8 protein-coding genes and 1 tRNA gene are annotated in these 16,476 nt (G+C 68.9%); 1 reads left to right on the top strand and 8 read right to left on the bottom strand.

The features are described 5' to 3' along the window. Positions 1-65: 65 nt before the first annotated feature. The 7 genes from ACFVX4_RS35155 to ACFVX4_RS35125 all read right to left on the bottom strand — a co-directional run bounded on the left by ACFVX4_RS35155 (position 66) and on the right by ACFVX4_RS35125 (position 13,018). Entirely contained in the window at positions 66-575 is a 510-nt protein-coding gene (locus tag ACFVX4_RS35155; RefSeq protein WP_389985546.1) for a CinA family protein, read from the bottom strand. Continuing rightward, a complete protein-coding gene (gene pgsA / locus ACFVX4_RS35150; protein WP_389985543.1) occupies positions 572-1,300 on the bottom strand; it encodes a CDP-diacylglycerol--glycerol-3-phosphate 3-phosphatidyltransferase in 729 nt (242 codons plus the stop codon). Before pgsA ends, ACFVX4_RS35155 begins: the two co-directional genes overlap by 4 nt. Next, positions 1,297-2,772, bottom strand: a complete 1,476-nt coding sequence (gene rimO, locus ACFVX4_RS35145) for a 30S ribosomal protein S12 methylthiotransferase RimO (protein ID WP_389985540.1) — start codon at positions 2,770-2,772, stop codon at positions 1,297-1,299. Before rimO ends, pgsA begins: the two co-directional genes overlap by 4 nt. A 147-nt stretch (positions 2,773-2,919) precedes the next feature. Then, positions 2,920-3,720, bottom strand: coding sequence for a helix-turn-helix domain-containing protein (locus ACFVX4_RS35140; protein WP_389985537.1), 801 nt, complete (start codon positions 3,718-3,720; stop codon positions 2,920-2,922). Positions 3,721-3,924: 204 nt separating this feature from the next. After that, the gene (locus tag ACFVX4_RS35135) at positions 3,925-6,690 is read right to left on the bottom strand and encodes a DNA translocase FtsK (protein ID WP_389985534.1); all 2,766 of its coding nucleotides are present in this window, start codon (positions 6,688-6,690) and stop codon (positions 3,925-3,927) included. 261 nt (positions 6,691-6,951) lie between these two features. Continuing rightward, a complete protein-coding gene (locus ACFVX4_RS35130) occupies positions 6,952-7,620 on the bottom strand; it encodes a two-component system response regulator (protein ID WP_389985531.1) in 669 nt (222 codons plus the stop codon). A 244-nt stretch (positions 7,621-7,864) separates the two neighbouring features. After that, positions 7,865-13,018: a HAMP domain-containing protein gene (locus ACFVX4_RS35125; protein WP_389985528.1), complete on the bottom strand. Its 5,154-nt coding sequence runs from the start codon at positions 13,016-13,018 to the stop codon at positions 7,865-7,867. Between the two features lie 413 nt (positions 13,019-13,431). On the opposite strand from ACFVX4_RS35125, the gene ACFVX4_RS35120 reads away from it, so the two are divergent. Then, a complete protein-coding gene (locus ACFVX4_RS35120) occupies positions 13,432-16,065 on the top strand; it encodes a SpoIIE family protein phosphatase (RefSeq protein WP_389985525.1) in 2,634 nt (877 codons plus the stop codon). Positions 16,066-16,129: 64 nt separating this feature from the next. Here the strand turns inward: ACFVX4_RS35120 and ACFVX4_RS35115 are convergent. Then, positions 16,130-16,202: transfer RNA gene (locus ACFVX4_RS35115), tRNA-Thr, on the bottom strand. Between the last annotated feature and the right edge of the window lie 274 nt (positions 16,203-16,476).

Below are 16,476 nucleotides of genomic sequence, written 5' to 3'. Positions count from 1 at the left end.
CACCGTACCGCCTCGCGCCGCGGCCGTGCGGGGAGCGATGTCGTGTTCACTCAGGGCTGCAAACATCAATTCCCCCCGTTCTGTTCCGTATCCTGTGCCCTTGCATTCTTGCCGAGTTCGGCGGAGAGCAGCTCGAGCACGCTCCGTACGCTCGCTCTACGGATGTCCGCCCGTCCGCCGTTCAACCTCAGCTCGGCCATATTCTCCACGCCGTCCGGTCCGGCGACCGCGACGTAGACGGTGCCCACGGCCTTGCCGTCCTGCGGTTCGGGGCCCGCGACCCCGGTGGTGGCCATGCCCCAGTCCGCCCCGAGAACGCGGCGCACACCGGCTGCCATCTGCCGCGCCACCTCCGGGTCGACCGCACCGCGCTGCGTCAGCAGAACGCCGTCCACACCCAGGACATCCCGCTTCAGGGGCGTCGCGTACGCCGTCACGGAGCCCCGGAAGGACTGCGAGGCACCCGGCACGGAAGTCAGCTCCGCCGCAACCAGACCGCCGGTCAGCGACTCGGCGACGGCAAGGGTCTCACCCCGCTCCACGAGCAGCTCCAGCACCCTGGCCGCGGCGGTCACCGCTCGGCCTCCGCCGAATCACAACTTCCCGTGGCACCCGGGACCGGTCCCGTGCCCCCTGCGGTCGCCGCCGCGGCGGCCCGTTCGGCCGCGAGCCCCTTGCGACGCAGTACGACGGCCTGACGCACATAGTCGAGCCCGGTGACGACCGTCAGCACGACGGCCACCGCCATCACCCAGAAGCGCAGGGTGGCCAGCGGACCGGTCAGCGCCAGGACGTACATCCCGACGGCCGTCCCCTGCGCCAGAGTCTTCATCTTCCCGCCACGACTGGCCGGAATCACCGCATGCCGTATCACCCAGAAGCGCATCAGCGTGATGCCGATCTCGCGGAAGAGGATCACGCCCGTGACCCACCAGGGCAGATCGCCGAGATACGAGAGACAGATCAGCGCCGCGCCCATGATCGCCTTGTCCGCGATGGGGTCGGCGATCTTCCCGAAGTCGGTGACCAGGTTGTAGGTGCGCGCCAGATGACCGTCGAACAGATCGGTGATCATGGCGACGGCGAAGGCCGCCCAGGCGAACGACCGCCAGGCCGGGTCGTACCCGCCGTTGTGCAGCAGCAGCAGCACGAAGCCGGGCACCAGCACCAGCCGCAGCATGGTGAGCAGATTGGCGATGTTCCACAGGCTGGCCTGATTGACGGCCGCAGTGCCCAGCTTGCCGCCGCGGACCGGCTTCGCGCCGGAGCCGCCTGCCGCGGATGCCGGGACTCCCGTCATCTGGCCGCCTCCACGAGTTCGGAACACTCGGCCACCAGATCCACTCCTTCGGTGCCCACGACCTTTGCCTCGACCATAAGGCCGGGTACGAGGCCCTCGCGTGTGGTGAACAGCACCTGGCCGTCCGTTTCGGGTGCCTGGTGCGCCGCACGCCCCACCGCGCCGTCCTCGTCGTCCACGGACTCGACGAGCACCTGGAGCGACTCGCCCAGGCGCTCCTCGGCACGCTGCGAGGTCAGCTCCTCGGCCAGCTGCGAGATGTGCGCGAGCCGCTCCGCGATGACGTCGGCGTCCAGCTTGTTCTCGTAGCCGACGGCCTCGGTGCCCTCCTCGTCGGAGTAGCCGAAGACGCCGATGGCGTCGAGCCGGGCGCCGGTGAGGAAGCGTTCCAGCTCCGCGAGGTCGGCCTCGGTCTCACCGGGGAAGCCCACGATGAAGTTGGAGCGGGCACCGGCCTGCGGCGCCTTGCTGCGGATGGTGTTCAGCAGCTCCAGGAAGCGGTCGGTGTCGCCGAAGCGGCGCATCGCCCGCAGCACGCCGGGTGCCGAGTGCTGGAAGGACAGGTCGAAGTACGGCGCGACCTTCGGCGTCGAGGTCAGTACGTCGATGAGGCCGGGCCGCATTTCGGCCGGCTGGAGGTAGCTGACCCGGATCCGCTCGATGCCCTCGACGTCGGCGAGCTCCGGCAGCAGCGTCTCCAGCAGCCGGATGTCGCCGAGGTCCTTGCCGTACGAGGTGTTGTTCTCGGAGACCAGCATGACCTCCTTGACGCCCTGCTCGGCCAGCCAGCGGGTCTCCTGCAGCACGTCCGAGGGGCGCCGCGAGATGAAGGATCCGCGGAAGGACGGGATGGCGCAGAAGGAGCAGCGGCGGTCGCAGCCGGAGGCGAGCTTCACCGAGGCGACGGGGCTGGTGCCCAGCCGCCGGCGCAGCGGCGCCCGCGGCCCGGAGACCGGGGCGACACCGTCGGGGAGGTCCTCGGGCGCGGGGGCCGGCTCGGCCTCCTGGGCGTGCCCCGGCAGGGACACGGCCGCGTCCTGCCGCTCGGCCGGGCTGATCGGCAGGAGCTTGCGGCGGTCTCGCGGGGTGTGGGAGGCGTGGATGCCGCCGTTGAGGATGGTCTGGAGGCGGTCGGAGATATCGGCGTAGTCGTCGAAGCCGAGGACACCGTCCGCCTCGGGCAGGGCCTCGGCGAGGTCCTTGCCGTAGCGCTCGGCCATGCAGCCGACGGCGACCACGGCCTGGGTCCGGCCGTGGTCCTTCAGATCATTGGCTTCGAGCAGGGCGTCGACGGAGTCCTTCTTGGCGGCCTCGACGAATCCACAGGTGTTGACGACGGCGACATCCGCGTCGGAGGCGTCCTGGACGAGCTCCCAGCCGTCCGCTGCCAAGCGGCCTGCGAGCTCCTCCGAGTCCACCTCGTTACGGGCGCAGCCAAGAGTGACAAGGGCGACGGTACGGCGTTCGGGCATGGGCTCAAGACTACTTTGTCCCGGCACTCGCCCTGCCGCGCAGGGTTCCACCGTTACACCGAGTAACAAATGCGGCGAGCACCCGGCGGAGTTGCCGGGCGCTCGCCATGTCGTCGATGCCGCCTGGGGAGACGGCGCGTGTACGGATCAGCCGACCGCCGGGTCGCCCTTCGTGTACGAGAGCCGCTCGACCTGGCCGGGCTGGAACTTGTCCTCGACCTTCTTGCCGTTCACGAAGAGCTCGATCGAGCCGGCGTCCCCGAGGACGAGGTCGACCCGCTCCTGGTCCTGGAAGGTCTTCGTCTGGCCCTGCAGCAGCAGACCGTCGAAGAGCAGTCGACCGTTGTGGTCCTTGGCGGAGATCCAGCTCTTGCCCTGGTTGGCGTTGAGCCGCACCGTCACCTTGTCCCTGGGTGCCGCGGCGATGGCGCTGTCGGAGGGCGCCGGCTTGGGGTCGACGGGCTTGTCGGTCTTCGGCTTGGGGCTCTTCGTGTTGGGTGCCGAGCCCTCCGCCAGCTGGGTGGCCGTGGGGGTGTCGTCGCCGCCCTTGAAGAAGGTGAAGCCGACGAAACCGACGACGGCGACGATCGCCGCGACCATGGCCGCCGTCCAGTTGGGCCGACGGGGTTCGGAACGGATTCTCTCGGCCTCGAACAGCGGTGCCGCGGGCGTGGGCGCGGGACGGCCGCCGTGCTCCGCGTCGTACTGCGAAACCAGCCGTTCCGGATCGAGCCCGACGGCACGCGCCAACGTACGGATATGGCCGCGCGCGTACACGTCGCCGCCGCAGCGGGAGAAGTCGTCCTCTTCGATCGCGTGCACGATGGGGATGCGCACCCGGGTGGACGAACTGATCTCTTCGACCGTGAGACCTGCGGCGATGCGAGCCTGCTGGAGCGCTCGACCGATCGAAGGCCGGTCGTCTTCGGGGGAGTTGCCGATGGACACGGGGGCGCCTTTCGAGCGTGAGCCACCTGCTGGGTGTTCAGTCTAGGGGGGGTACGAAAGGGTGGGGCAACCGGGAGGAAGGACTTTGTCCTCCATCGGACTCGAACACCGTCCGATTCCCCGGACCGTCCCGGGAAGGACAATTCTGCCGCCCCTCCCTCCAAGTTGACGTACGACCCGGCCAAACGGTTGCCCGTACTTCACCTACGGAGCGGATTCCCCGCGGATCAGTGCCAACACCCCGTCCAGCTCGTCGGGTTTCACCATGACGTCGCGGGCCTTGGATCCCTCGCTGGGCCCGACGATGTTCCTCGACTCCATCAGGTCCATCAGCCGGCCGGCCTTGGCGAAGCCGACCCGGAGCTTGCGCTGAAGCATCGAGGTGGACCCGAACTGGGTGGATACGACCAGTTCGGCGGCCTGGCAGAGCAGATCCAGGTCGTCGCCGATGTCCTCGTCGATCTCCTTCTTCTTGGCGGTGCCGACCACCACGTCCTCGCGGAAGACCGGCGCCATCTGATCCTTGCAGTGCTGGACGATGGCCGCGACCTCGTCCTCGGTGACGAAGGCGCCCTGCATACGGGTGGGCTTGTTCGCCCCCATCGGCAGGAACAGACCGTCACCCTTCCCGATGAGCTTCTCGGCGCCGGGCTGGTCGAGGATGACTCGGCTGTCGGCCAGCGACGAGGTCGCGAAGGCGAGCCGGGAGGGCACGTTCGCCTTGATCAGACCGGTGACGACATCGACCGAGGGCCGCTGGGTCGCGAGCACCAGGTGAATACCGGCGGCACGGGCCAGCTGGGTGATCCGGACGATGGCGTCCTCCACATCACGCGGAGCGACCATCATCAGGTCGGCGAGCTCGTCGACGATCACCAGCAGATACGGGTAGGGCGAGAGCTCGCGCTCGCTGCCCTCCGGCGGCTTGACCTTGCCGTTGCGGACGGCCTGGTTGAAGTCGTCGATGTGCCGGTACCCGAACGCGGCGAGGTCGTCGTACCGCAGGTCCATCTCCCGTACGACCCACTGGAGTGCCTCGGCGGCGCGCTTCGGGTTGGTGATGATCGGCGTGATCAGGTGCGGGATGCCCTCGTACGCGGTCAGCTCGACGCGCTTCGGGTCGACCAGCACCATCCGGACGTCGTCCGGGGTCGCCCGCACCATGACCGAGGTGATCAGGCAGTTGATGCACGACGACTTGCCGGAACCGGTCGCACCGGCCACCAGCACGTGCGGCATCTTCGCCAGGTTGGCCATCACATAGCCGCCCTCGACGTCCTTGCCGAGCGCGACCAGCATCGGGTGGTCGTCCTCGGCGGCGTCCGCGAGGCGCAGCACGTCGCCGAGGTTGACCATCTCGCGGTCGGTGTTGGGGATCTCGATGCCGACGGCGGACTTGCCCGGGATCGGGGAGATGATCCGGACGTCGGGACTGGCGACGGCGTAGGCGATGTTCTTGGCGAGCGCGGTGATCCGCTCGACCTTCACCGCGGGGCCGAGCTCGACCTCGTACCGCGTGACCGTCGGTCCGCGGGTGAAGCCGGTGACGGCGGCGTCGACCTTGAATTCGGTGAAGACGTTCGTCAGCGCGGCGACGATCGCGTCGTTGGCGGCGCTGCGGGTCTTTCCGGGGCCACCGCGCTCCAGCAGGTCGAGCGAGGGCAGCGAGTAGGTGATGTCGCCGGAGAGCTGGAGCTGTTCGGCGCGGGCCGGCAGCGGCTGGGACTGCGAGTCGGGCGCGGGCTTCGTCAGATCGGGTACGCCGCCCGAGGGTGCGGGCCGCTTCCCTCCTCCGGAGGAGGCTTCGCCCTCCCGGGCGCCGGGGACCGGCGTGCCCGGACGCTCGCGCTCGGCGGAGACGCCCTGGGTGAGGTCGGCGACGACCGGCGAGGGCGGCATGCCGTTGAGCACGGCCCCGTCGAGGGCTGCGGCCGCGGCGGCCGCCACGTCCACCGCGTCCATGGTGCGGTTCATCGCGGGCTGCACGGAGGGCCTGCGCGGCCGGCGGCGCTTGGAGAGCGCATCGGCCTCGGCCTGCTCGGGGTCGTACTCGGCGGGCGCTTCGGAACGGCGTGCCGGGGAGCGACGGGAGCCGGCGGGAAGCTGCTCGCGCCACTGCTCGTCGTAGCGCTCGTCGTCGTTCTCGTCCGCCTCGGGGTCGTACTCCGGGTGGAGGAGGCCCAGCTTGGTGCCGAGCAGCCGCAGCCGTTGCGGGATGGCGTTCACCGGGGTGGCGGTGACGACCAGCAGCCCGAAGACGGTGAGCAGCAACAGCAGCGGTACGGCGAGGACCTCGCCCATCGTGTAGATCAGCGGCTTGGAGGCCGCCCAGCCGATGAGCCCGCCCGCGTTCTGCATCGCCGTGGTGCCGTCCTCCCGGCCGGGCGATCCGCACGCGATGTGGACCTGCCCGAGCACCCCGACGACGAGGGCGGAGAGCCCGATGACGATGCGGCCGTTGGCCTCGGGCTTCTCCGGGTAGCGGATCAGCCGTACGGCGATGGCGCCGAGCAGTATCGGTACGAGCAGATCGAGCCGGCCGAAGGCCCCGGTGACGAGCATCTCCACCAGGTCGCCGACGGGTCCGCGCAGATTCGACCAGGTGCCCGCGGCGACGACCAGCGCGAGCCCGAGCAGCAGCAGCGCGACGCCGTCCTTGCGGTGTGCGGGGTCGAGCCCCTTGGCACCACGCCCTATGCCGCGGAACATCGCTCCGACGGCGTGGGCCGTACCGAGCCAGACGGCGCGCGCCAGGCGGTACACACCGCCGGTGGGTGACGGGGCGGGTTGGGGCGGGGCCGCCTTCTTCGCCGCCGCCTTCTTGGCGGGGGCCTTCTTCGCGGGCGCGGTCTTCTTGGCGGCGGTCTTCTTCGCGGGCGCGGCTTTCTTGGCCGGCCCCGCGGTACGGCCGACGCGCTTCGCGGTGCCCGCCGTGCCCTGGGAACCCTTGCCGGACGTACGTGAGGCCATGGTGCCGAGGTTACCGGTGTCGACGGCCGTGAACACGTGCGACTGCCGCTTCACCCGACCGTGTCGCTGTACAGGGGCCGCAAACTGACGCGACCTCACCGCCGAATGCCCTGCTCCGGGGCCGTCGAGCGCCGGAGCGGAAGGGGCAGTTGGGCCGGCGCTCAGGACAACCGCCCGCCCCCGGCCGGAAGTCGCACCGCCGGACCGCCGCGCACCCGGCCCTTCCCCGTGCTGCGGAATCACGACGGTGCGGCTGCGGCGTTACGAGGGCAGGGTGGCCGCGCCGCTTCCGGTACCGGGCTCCAGGGCGTCGAGCGCCCGGCGCAGCCCGGTGAGCTTGCGCTCCAGATGGGCGGCGGTGGCCACCGCCGCGGCGTCCGCCGACTCGTCGTCGAGCTGCTTGGAGAGCGCCTCGGCCTGCTCCTCGACGGCCGCGAGCCGCGCCGAGAGCTCGGCCAGCAGCCCCGCGGGCTCGTTCTCGTGGTCCGCGCCGTCGCCCTCGAGCTGGAACCGCAACAGCGCCGCCTGCTCGCGCAGCTTGCAGTTCTTCATGTACAGCTCGACGAAGACCGAGACCTTGGCCCGCAGCACCCACGGGTCGAACGGCTTCGAGATGTAGTCCACCGCGCCCGCCGCATAACCCCGGAAGGTGTGATGCGGACCATGATTGATCGCGGTGAGGAAGATGATCGGGATGTCCCGGGTCCGTTCCCGCCGCTTGATGTGCGCGGCGGTTTCGAAACCGTCCATGCCCGGCATCTGGACGTCCAGCAGAATGACCGCAAAGTCGTCCGTGAGCAGCGCTTTGAGCGCTTCCTCCCCTGACGATGCCCGTACCAGTGTCTGATCGAGCGCAGAGAGGATGGCCTCCAGCGCCAGCAGATTCTCCGGCCGGTCATCGACCAGGAGGATCTTGGCCTTCTGCACCATGGCCCGTCCTCCTCGCCCCGGAATTTCACCGGGCGCCGCCCCAGGGGACGACTCCCTTACGCCGTCCGTCCTTGTGCCGGTCATGGTAGCCGCACCCCGCCCGTCGCCACACCCTGTCACCGCGATGTCACTGTGCACACAGCAGAAACGCGGTGGGGGACCAGAAGGTTCCCCGTACAGCGCCTTCTCACACCCCTGCGGGCACAGTCGATCAGCAACTCATCGCGATTCGCTCAGATAATGATCACTCTCCGCGCATCCACTGCTCCATTACAGAAAGAAGATGATCAGGGTCGACAGGCTTGGTGACATAGTCGGAAGCGCCTGATTCGATCGCCTTCTCCCGGTCACCCTTCATCGCCTTCGCGGTCAACGCGACGATCGGCAGCCCGGCGAACTGCGGCATCCTGCGGATCGCCGCCGTCGTGGCATAGCCGTCCATCTCCGGCATCATGATGTCCATCAGTACGACCGTCACATCGTCGTGCTGTTCCAGGACTTCGATACCCACGCGCCCGTTCTCCGCGTACAGCACCGAGAGACCGTGCTGCTCCAGCACGCTGGTGAGCGCGAAGACGTTACGGATGTCGTCGTCGACGATGAGCACCTTCTCGCCACGGAACCGGAACGTCCTGCGGACCGCCGGCTCCTCCTGCCCGGCGAGCTTCCACGGCTCCTGCGGAGCAGCCGGAGCGGTACTCCGGGGCGGCAGCGCGGGCCGCCGCTCCGCGCTCTCCAGGCTCTTGCGGCGCCGCCGCATCAGGCCGGCCGCACCGGCCGAACCCGGTGCCGTGGCCGCCGGGTCGGCACCCGGACCGGCCTCCGGCAGCAGCCCTTCCTCGACCACGGCGCCATGTGCCTCGATGGGCCCGGGGCCGATCTGCGGGTAACCCTGCGGCGGCAACTCGCTCGGATGCAACGGCAGATACAGCGTGAACGTCGAGCCTCGGCCCGGCTCGCTGGCCGCGTGGATCTCGCCGCCCAGCAGCCGGGCGATCTCCCGGCTGATGGACAGCCCGAGCCCCGTGCCGCCGTACTTGCGACTGGTCGTACCGTCCGCCTGCTTGAACGCCTCGAAGATCACCAGCATCTTGCTGGAGGCGATCCCGATACCGGTGTCGGTGACCGAGAACGCGATCAGGTCGGCGTCCGCGTCACGCAGTGAGCCGGCCTCCAGGAGCTGCTCACGGATGGCATTCGGCACATCCTCGTTGGCGTGCCGGATCACCAGCTCGACCGCCCCGCTGTCGGTGAACTTCACCGCGTTGGAGAGGAGATTGCGCAGCACCTGCAACAGCCGCTGCTCGTCCGTGTGCAGTGTCGCGGGCAATTCCGGCGAGACCCGTACGGAGAAATCAAGTCCCTTCTCCGCGGTGAGCGGGCGGAAAGTCGCCTCCACGTAGTCCACCAGCTGGACCAACGCGATCCGGGTCGGGCTGACGTCCATCTTGCCCGCCTCGACCTTCGTCAGATCGAGAATGTCGTTGATCAGCTGAAGCAGATCGGAACCGGCCCCGTGGATCGTCTCGGCGAACTCCACCTGCTTCGGCGAGAGATTGCCCTCGGCATTGTCCGCGAGCAACTTGGCCAGAATGAGCAGCGAATTGAGCGGCGTACGCAACTCGTGCGACATGTTCGCCAGGAACTCGGACTTGTAACGCATCGAGACCGCGAGCTGCTCGGCGCGCTCCTCCAGGACCTGCCGGGCCTCTTCGATCTCGGTGTTCTTGACCTCGATGTCGCGGTTCTGCTGGGCCAGCAGTTCGGCCTTCTCCTCCAGTTCGGCATTGGAGGCCTGGAGCGCCTTCTGCCGGTTCTCCAACTCCTGTGAACGGTCCCGCAATTGCTCGGCCAGCTCCTGCGACTGTTCCAGGAGCTTCTCGGTCTTCGTGTTGACGCTGATGGTATTGACGCTCGTCGCGATCATTTCGGCGAGCTGGTTGAGGAAGTCCCGCTGGATGTGGGTGAACGGCTGGAACGACGCCAGCTCGATCACGCCGAGAACCTTCCCCTCGAAAAGCACCGGCAGCACGATCACATGCGCGGGCGGCGCCTCCCCGAGCCCGGAGGAGATCTTCAGATACCCCGGCGGAACGTTGTCCACCTGAATGGTCCGCTTCTCCTCGGCGGCCGTGCCGATGAGCGTCTCGCCCGGCCGGAAGGACGTCGGCATCGAGCCCGCCGAGTATCCGTAACTGCCCCTCATGCAGAGTTCGTACGAGCCGTCCTTGTCGCTGTCCGGGCCCACCGCGCCGGTGTCGCCGGTCGGCATGGCCAGGAAGAACGCACCGTGCTGTGCGGATACGACCGGAGTCAGCTCGCTCATGATCAGCGAGGCCACGTCGTCCAGATCGCGACGCCCCTGCATCAGACCGGAGATCCGGGCGAGGTTGCCCTTGAGCCAGTCCTGTTCCTTGTTGGTCGCCGTGGTGTCGCGCAGGTTGGCGATCATGGTGTTGATGTTGTCCTGCAGGGCCTGGATCTCGCCGGCCGAGTCCACGTCGATCTTCAGGTTGAGATCGCCGCGGGTCACCGCGGTGGCGACGGCCGCGATGGCCCGCACCTGACGGGTGAGGTTTCCGGCCATCTCGTTCACCGACTCGGTGAGGTCGCGCCAGGTGCCGTCGACGTCCCGGACCCGGGCCTGGCCGCCCAGCTGCCCCTCCGTGCCCACCTCGCGGGCCACCCGGGTCACCTGCTCGGCGAAGGAGGACAGCTGGTCGACCATCGTGTTGATCGTGTTCTTCAGCTGCTGGATCTCACCGCGCGCGTCGATGTCGATCTTCTTGGTGAGGTCGCCCTTGGCGATGGCGGTGGTGACCGCGGCGATCTGCCGCACCTGACCGGTCAGATTGGACGCCATCGAGTTCACCGACTCGGTGAGGTCCTTCCACGTACCGGAGACCCCGGGCACCCGCGCCTGGCCGCCCAGCTCGCCTTCCGTACCCACCTCTCGGGCGACGCGCGTCACCTCGTCGGCGAACGAGGACAGCGTCGTCACCATCGTGTTGACGGTGTCCGCGAGCTCGGCGACCTCGCCGCGCGCCTCGACGGTGACCTTCTTGCGCAGGTCGCCGTTGGCGACCGCCGAGGAGACCCGGGAGATGTTCCGCACCTGACTCGTCAGGTTGTTGGCCATCAGGTTGACGTTGTCGCTGAGGTCCTTCCAGATGCCCGTCGCACCCGGCACCCGGGCCTGACCGCCGAGGATGCCCTCGGTGCCCACCTCGCGGGCGACCCGCGTCACCTCGTCGGCGAAGTTGAGCAGCTGGTCGACCATCGTGTTGACGGTCGTGACCAGTTCGAGGATCTCGCCCCTGGCATCGACGGTGATCTTCTTGGAGAGGTCGCCGTTGGCGACCGCGGTGGTGACCTCGGCGATGTTGCGGACCTGCATGGTCAGGTTGTTCGCCATGCCGTTGACGGACTGGGTGAGGTCCTTCCACGTACCGGACACCCCCTGCACCTCGGCCTGGCCGCCGAGGATGCCCTCCGTACCCACTTCACGGGCGACCCTGGTCACCTGCTCGGCGAAGTTCGAGAGCTGGTCGACCATCGTGTTGATGGTGTTCTTCAGCTCCAGGATCTCGCCACGCGCGTCCACGTCGATCTTCTGCGACAGGTCACCGCGCGCCACCGCCGTGGTCACCTGGGCGATCTGGCGCACCTGCGAAGTCAGGTTTCCGGCCATGAAGTTGACGGAGTCGGTGAGCTCCTTCCAGGTGCCGGAAACACCGTCCACCCGGGCCTGGCCGCCGAGGCGGCCCTCGGTACCCACGTCACGCGCCATCCGCGTCACCTGGTCGGCGAAGTTCGAGAGCTGAGCCACCATCGTGTTGACGGTGTTCTTCAGCTCCAGCATCTCGCCCGCGACATCCACGGTGACCTTCTGCGACAGGTCGCCGTTGGCCACTGCGGTCGTCACCTGCGCGATGTCGCGCACCTGCCCCGTGAGGTTGCGGAACGCCGCGTTCACCGAGTCGGTGAGGTCCTTCCAGGTCCCCGCCGCACCCGGCACCTCGGCCTGACCGCCGAGCCGGCCCTCGACGCCGACCTCCCGGGCCACCCGGGTCACTTCCGAACCGAAGGCCTGGAGCTGGTCCACCATCGTGTTGACGGTGTTCTTCAGCTCCAGCATCTCGCCGGCCACGTCCACGGTGACCTTCTGCGTCATGTCACCGTTGGCCACCGCCGTGGTCACCTGCGCGATGTCCCGCACCTGGGTCGTCAGGTTCCTGAAGACCGTGTTCACCGAGTCGGTGAGGTCCTTCCAGGTCCCCGCCGCACCCGGCACCTTCGCCTGACCGCCGAGCAGACCCTCGCCACCGACCTCGCTGGCCACCCGGGTCACTTCGTCCGCGAAGAGCCGCAGCGTGTCGGTCATCTGATTGATCGTCTCGGCCAGCTGCGCGACCTCGCCGCGGGCGCTCACCGTGACCTTCTGGGACAGGTCGCCATTGGCGACGGCCGTGGTCACCTCGGCGATCCCGCGCACCTGGGACGTGAGGTTCCCGGCCATCGTGTTGACGGAGTCGGTGAGGTCCTTCCACACCCCGGCCACACCCGGCACGGTCGCCTGCCCGCCGAGCTCGCCCTCCGTACCCACCTCACGGGCGACCCGGGTCACCTCGGAGGAGAACGACGACAGCTGGTCGACCATCGTGTTGACGGTGTTCTTCAGCTGGAGCATCTCGCCGGCCACATGGACCGTGACCTTCCGCGACAGATCCCCCTTGGCGACCGCCGTCGTCACCAGGGCGATGTCGCGCACCTGCGCGGTCAGCCGGTACGCCATGGTGTTCACGGAGTCCGTGAGGTCCTTCCACGACCCGGACATCCCGCGCACCTGGGCCTGACCGCCCAGCTTGCCCTCGGTACCCACCTCGACCGCGACCCGCGTCACCTGCTCGGTGAACGCCGACAGCTGGTCGACGAGGCTGTTGACCGTACGGGCGACCTTCAGGAACTCGCCGCGCAGCGGCCGTACCGTCTCGTCGGACGTGTGCGACCGCAGTTCCATCCGCTGTTCGAGATCACCGTCGGCCACCGCCGACAGCACCCGCCCGACCTCCGAGACCGGGCGTGCCAGATCGTCGACCAGCTCGTTCGAGGCGTCGATCGCGGCGGCCCAGGAGCCCTCGCACGCGCCCGTCTCCAGCCGCTCGGTGAGCTTCCCCTCGCGTCCGACCACCCGCCGCACCCGGGCCAGCTCACCGGTGAGATGCAGATTACGGTCGGCGACCTCGTTGAAGACTGCCGCGATCTCCGCCATCACACCGTCGCCCGAGACGGTCAGACGCCTGCGGAAATTCCCGTCGCGCATCGCCACCAGGCCCGCCAGCAGTCTGTTGAGCACCGCCGCGTCGACGTCGATGGTTCCATTGCGCTGTTTCTTCACGGACTGTCCGCCTTTTGTGCGCGTGCCTGATCCCCGCGCCGCCACGCCAGACTCCACCGTGTCCCTCCCGCAGGGGTTGACCGTATCGCTCGGGCCTTATCTGGGAGCTTGCCCAGTTCTTCTTTGGCTCACCGCCACAGCCCACCGTCGACGGGTGACCATGGGGACGTCAAATCGTTGAAACGTACCAGGCCCGAAGCAGCCGGGGTGCAACCTCCAAGGGTTGTCCCACATCCCTCTGTTGAGAAGCCCACACTTGTCCGGTCACAGGTCGGTTCCGGGTCGCTCCTGCCCGAAGTCGCCCCTCGTGTATCCGGCACCAAGACCGAGCGTCTAGCCTGGCAGGCGAATCGAAGCGGCGAGAAACGGGCACAGGACTCGGGGAAGCGACGAGACACCATATGGGGAGTGCTGTGATCACCGCGCGCGCGGCCGCCACCTTCGACCCGGTCGGACGCTCCGTCGCGACCGCCCGCGCCTTTGTCCGCGACACCCTCCAGGGGTGGGGCTACACGGACGTCGTCGACGACGCGGTCGTCCTCACCAGCGAGCTGGTGACCAATGCCGTGGTCCACGCGGGCACCGCCGCGGACGTGCTGTGCCTGCGTACGGAGGACGGCGTCCGCATCGAGGTCTCCGACCACTATCCGGAGCGCGAGATCCCGCTCCAGAGCGCGGGCCCGGACTTCGGCAGCCCGGACCGCGAGAATGGCCGCGGCTTGCTGCTCTGCGCGGCACTCGCCACCCGGTGGGGCGTGGAGTACTCGCCCACCCATAAACATGTCTGGTTCCAGCTCGATCTCCCCGAACGCCCGGTGGGCATTCGCTCGGCGGGCCCGCTGCTGCCCGTGGGGCTGCTCCCCGTCGCCGACGAGCGCGTCCGGGTGGCGGTCGTCCAGATCGACAGCGCCGGCTCCATCGCGGCCTGGAACGAGGACTCCTCGTTCCTATTCGGCCATACCGCGGATCAGGTCACCGGGAAGCAGCTCACCGACTTCACCGCCTGGCCCCAGACTCCCGGCACCAACACGGGCATCGTCGACGCCCTCCAGCTCTCGCGCTGGGAGGGGAGTTACGGAATCCGGGGCGCCGACGGCCGGATCATCCCCGTCTACGCCTCGCACCTGAGGGTCCGCGACACCCACGGCGAGCCCTCGACCGTCTGTCTGCTCGTCCGCGACTACGAACGCGCCGTGCTCCAGTCGCCGGCCCGCACACCGGTGTCCGACACGAACGCCGAGAGCGGCAAGACCGACCCGTTCGAGATCTTCATCGGCTCCCCCGCCCCCGACGACCTCGACGGCCTGCTCCAGCGCACGGTCGAACGGGCCCGCGACATGCTCGACGCCGATGCGGCCTTTCTGCTGCTGGCGACGGACGACGAAACGGAACTGGAGGTACGGGCCACCACAGGTCTGCCCTCCGCCCGCCAGCGTTTCGCCCGCGTCCCGGTGGAAGCCGGTACCGGACGATACGGATCCGCCCGGATGCCCGCCGTCCACGAAGACCTCGACAACGTTCCGGGCGCCGTCCCGCTGCTCGGCGGGACCGGGATGCGTTCCGTCGTCACCGTCCCGCTGAAGGTCGAAGGGCGGCTCACGGGCTCGCTGGGCGTCGCCGCCGAAGCAGCCGGCCGCTACTCGAACGAGGAGGCCCTGCGCCTGCAGTTCGCCGCGGACCGGATCGCGCTGGCGGTCGAGTCGGCCCGCCTGGGCGAGCTGGAACGCCTCCGCCGCGGCTCCCTCTCCTTCCTCGTCGAGGCTTCCGACCTGCTGGCCGGCACCCTCGACCGGGACCAGACCCTGGCGCTGATGGCCCAGATGACGGTCCCCACCCTGGCCACCTGGTGCGCCGTGTACACGATCGCCGACCAGTCGTCCGAGCCGTATCTCTCCTACGTCCTGCACGAGGACGAGGAGCGCATCGACGGCCTCAAGGCCCTGCTCTCCAAGATCGCACCGCCGGACCCCGTGCCGACCCCCGGCGCCCGTGTCTGGGCCGCCCCGTCCGAGGCCGCCCACCAGGCGGCCCTGCGCAGTTCGATGCGCACCCTCGGCCTCGGTGAGAACGGCAGGCTCGGCGAACCGGGCAGGCTCGGCTCCGGCATCCGTACGACGCTCGCCACCGCGGCCGCCGTCGGCGGGGAGACGGTGGTCCTGCCACTCGTGGCCCGCAACCGCGTCATCGGCATGCTGACGCTCGGCAAGCCCTCCGACGACCATTTCCGCCAGGAGATCCTGGAACTGGCCGAGGACCTCTCCCGCCGCGCCGCACTCGCCCTCGACAACGCCCGCCTCTACTCGGAACGCATGGCGATCAGCCAGTCCCTGCAGCGCAGTCTGCTGCCGCCGGGGCTGCCCGAGGTCCCCAATGTCGAGATCGAGGTCATCTACCGCGCGGCCGGCGAGGGCAACGAGGTCGGCGGCGACTTCTACGACGTCTTCCCGATCCGCGACGGCGCCTACGGCTTCGCCATCGGCGACGTATGCGGTACGGGCCCGGAGGCCGCGGCCGTCACGGGCCTCGCCCGCCACGCCCTGCGCCTCCTCGCCCGCGAGGGCTTCGGCGGCCCCGCCGTCCTGGAGCGCCTCAACGCCGCCATCCTGGACGAGGGCGCCCGCAGCCGCTTCCTGACCCTCCTGTACGGCGAGCTGTGGCCCCAGGAGGACGGCAGCGCCCTTCTGAAGGTGGTGTGCGCAGGGCACCCGCTGCCGCTGCGCCTGCGTCAGGACGGTTCGGTGGAGGCAGCGGCCGAGCCTCAGCCCCTGCTGGGCGTCATCGAGGAACTCGAGCTGTACGAGCAGACGTTCACCCTCGCCCCGGGCGATGTCCTGCTGTGCGTCACCGATGGCGTCACGGAACGCCGGGAGGGCACTCGCATGCTGGGCGACGACGGTCTGGCGGACGTCCTGGCAACCTGCACCGGCCTCACGGCGGGTGCGGTGGCGGCTCGCATCCTACGAGCGGTGGAGCGCTTTGCCGCCGAGCCGGCCTCGGACGACATGGCCATCCTCGCCATGCGTGTGCCTGAACCCCCCACCGCCTAATACGGCGGCACCAACAAACAGGAAAGGCCCCCGCCAGCTGGCGGGGGCCTTTCCTGTTCTTCTGAGCCCCAATGCGGAATCGAACCGCAGACCTTCTCCTTACCATGGAGACGCTCTACCGACTGAGCTATTGGGGCCTGCTGCGCTGTGGCAACGAGGTAAAGCATACCCCGAACTCAGGGATGCTCAAAACCACTGACCACAGAAGACTCTGACGGGCTCTCACGGGACCCCGCGCCGTCCTTCCCATCACGACGCGGGGCCTGCCCCGACAAGGCCGGCCCCGGCCGTACGACTCCATCGGGCAGCCGACCGTAAACGCAGAAAAGCCCCGTGCCACAAGGGCACGGGGCTTTCCCGTAAAAGGAGTTCGGCGGCGTCCTACTCTCCCACAGGGTCCCCCCTGCAGTA

Source organism: Streptomyces sp. NPDC058240 (assembly GCF_042882135.1).
Classification (GTDB): domain Bacteria; phylum Actinomycetota; class Actinomycetes; order Streptomycetales; family Streptomycetaceae; genus Streptomyces.
This window is presented reverse-complemented; position numbering and strand designations above follow the sequence as displayed.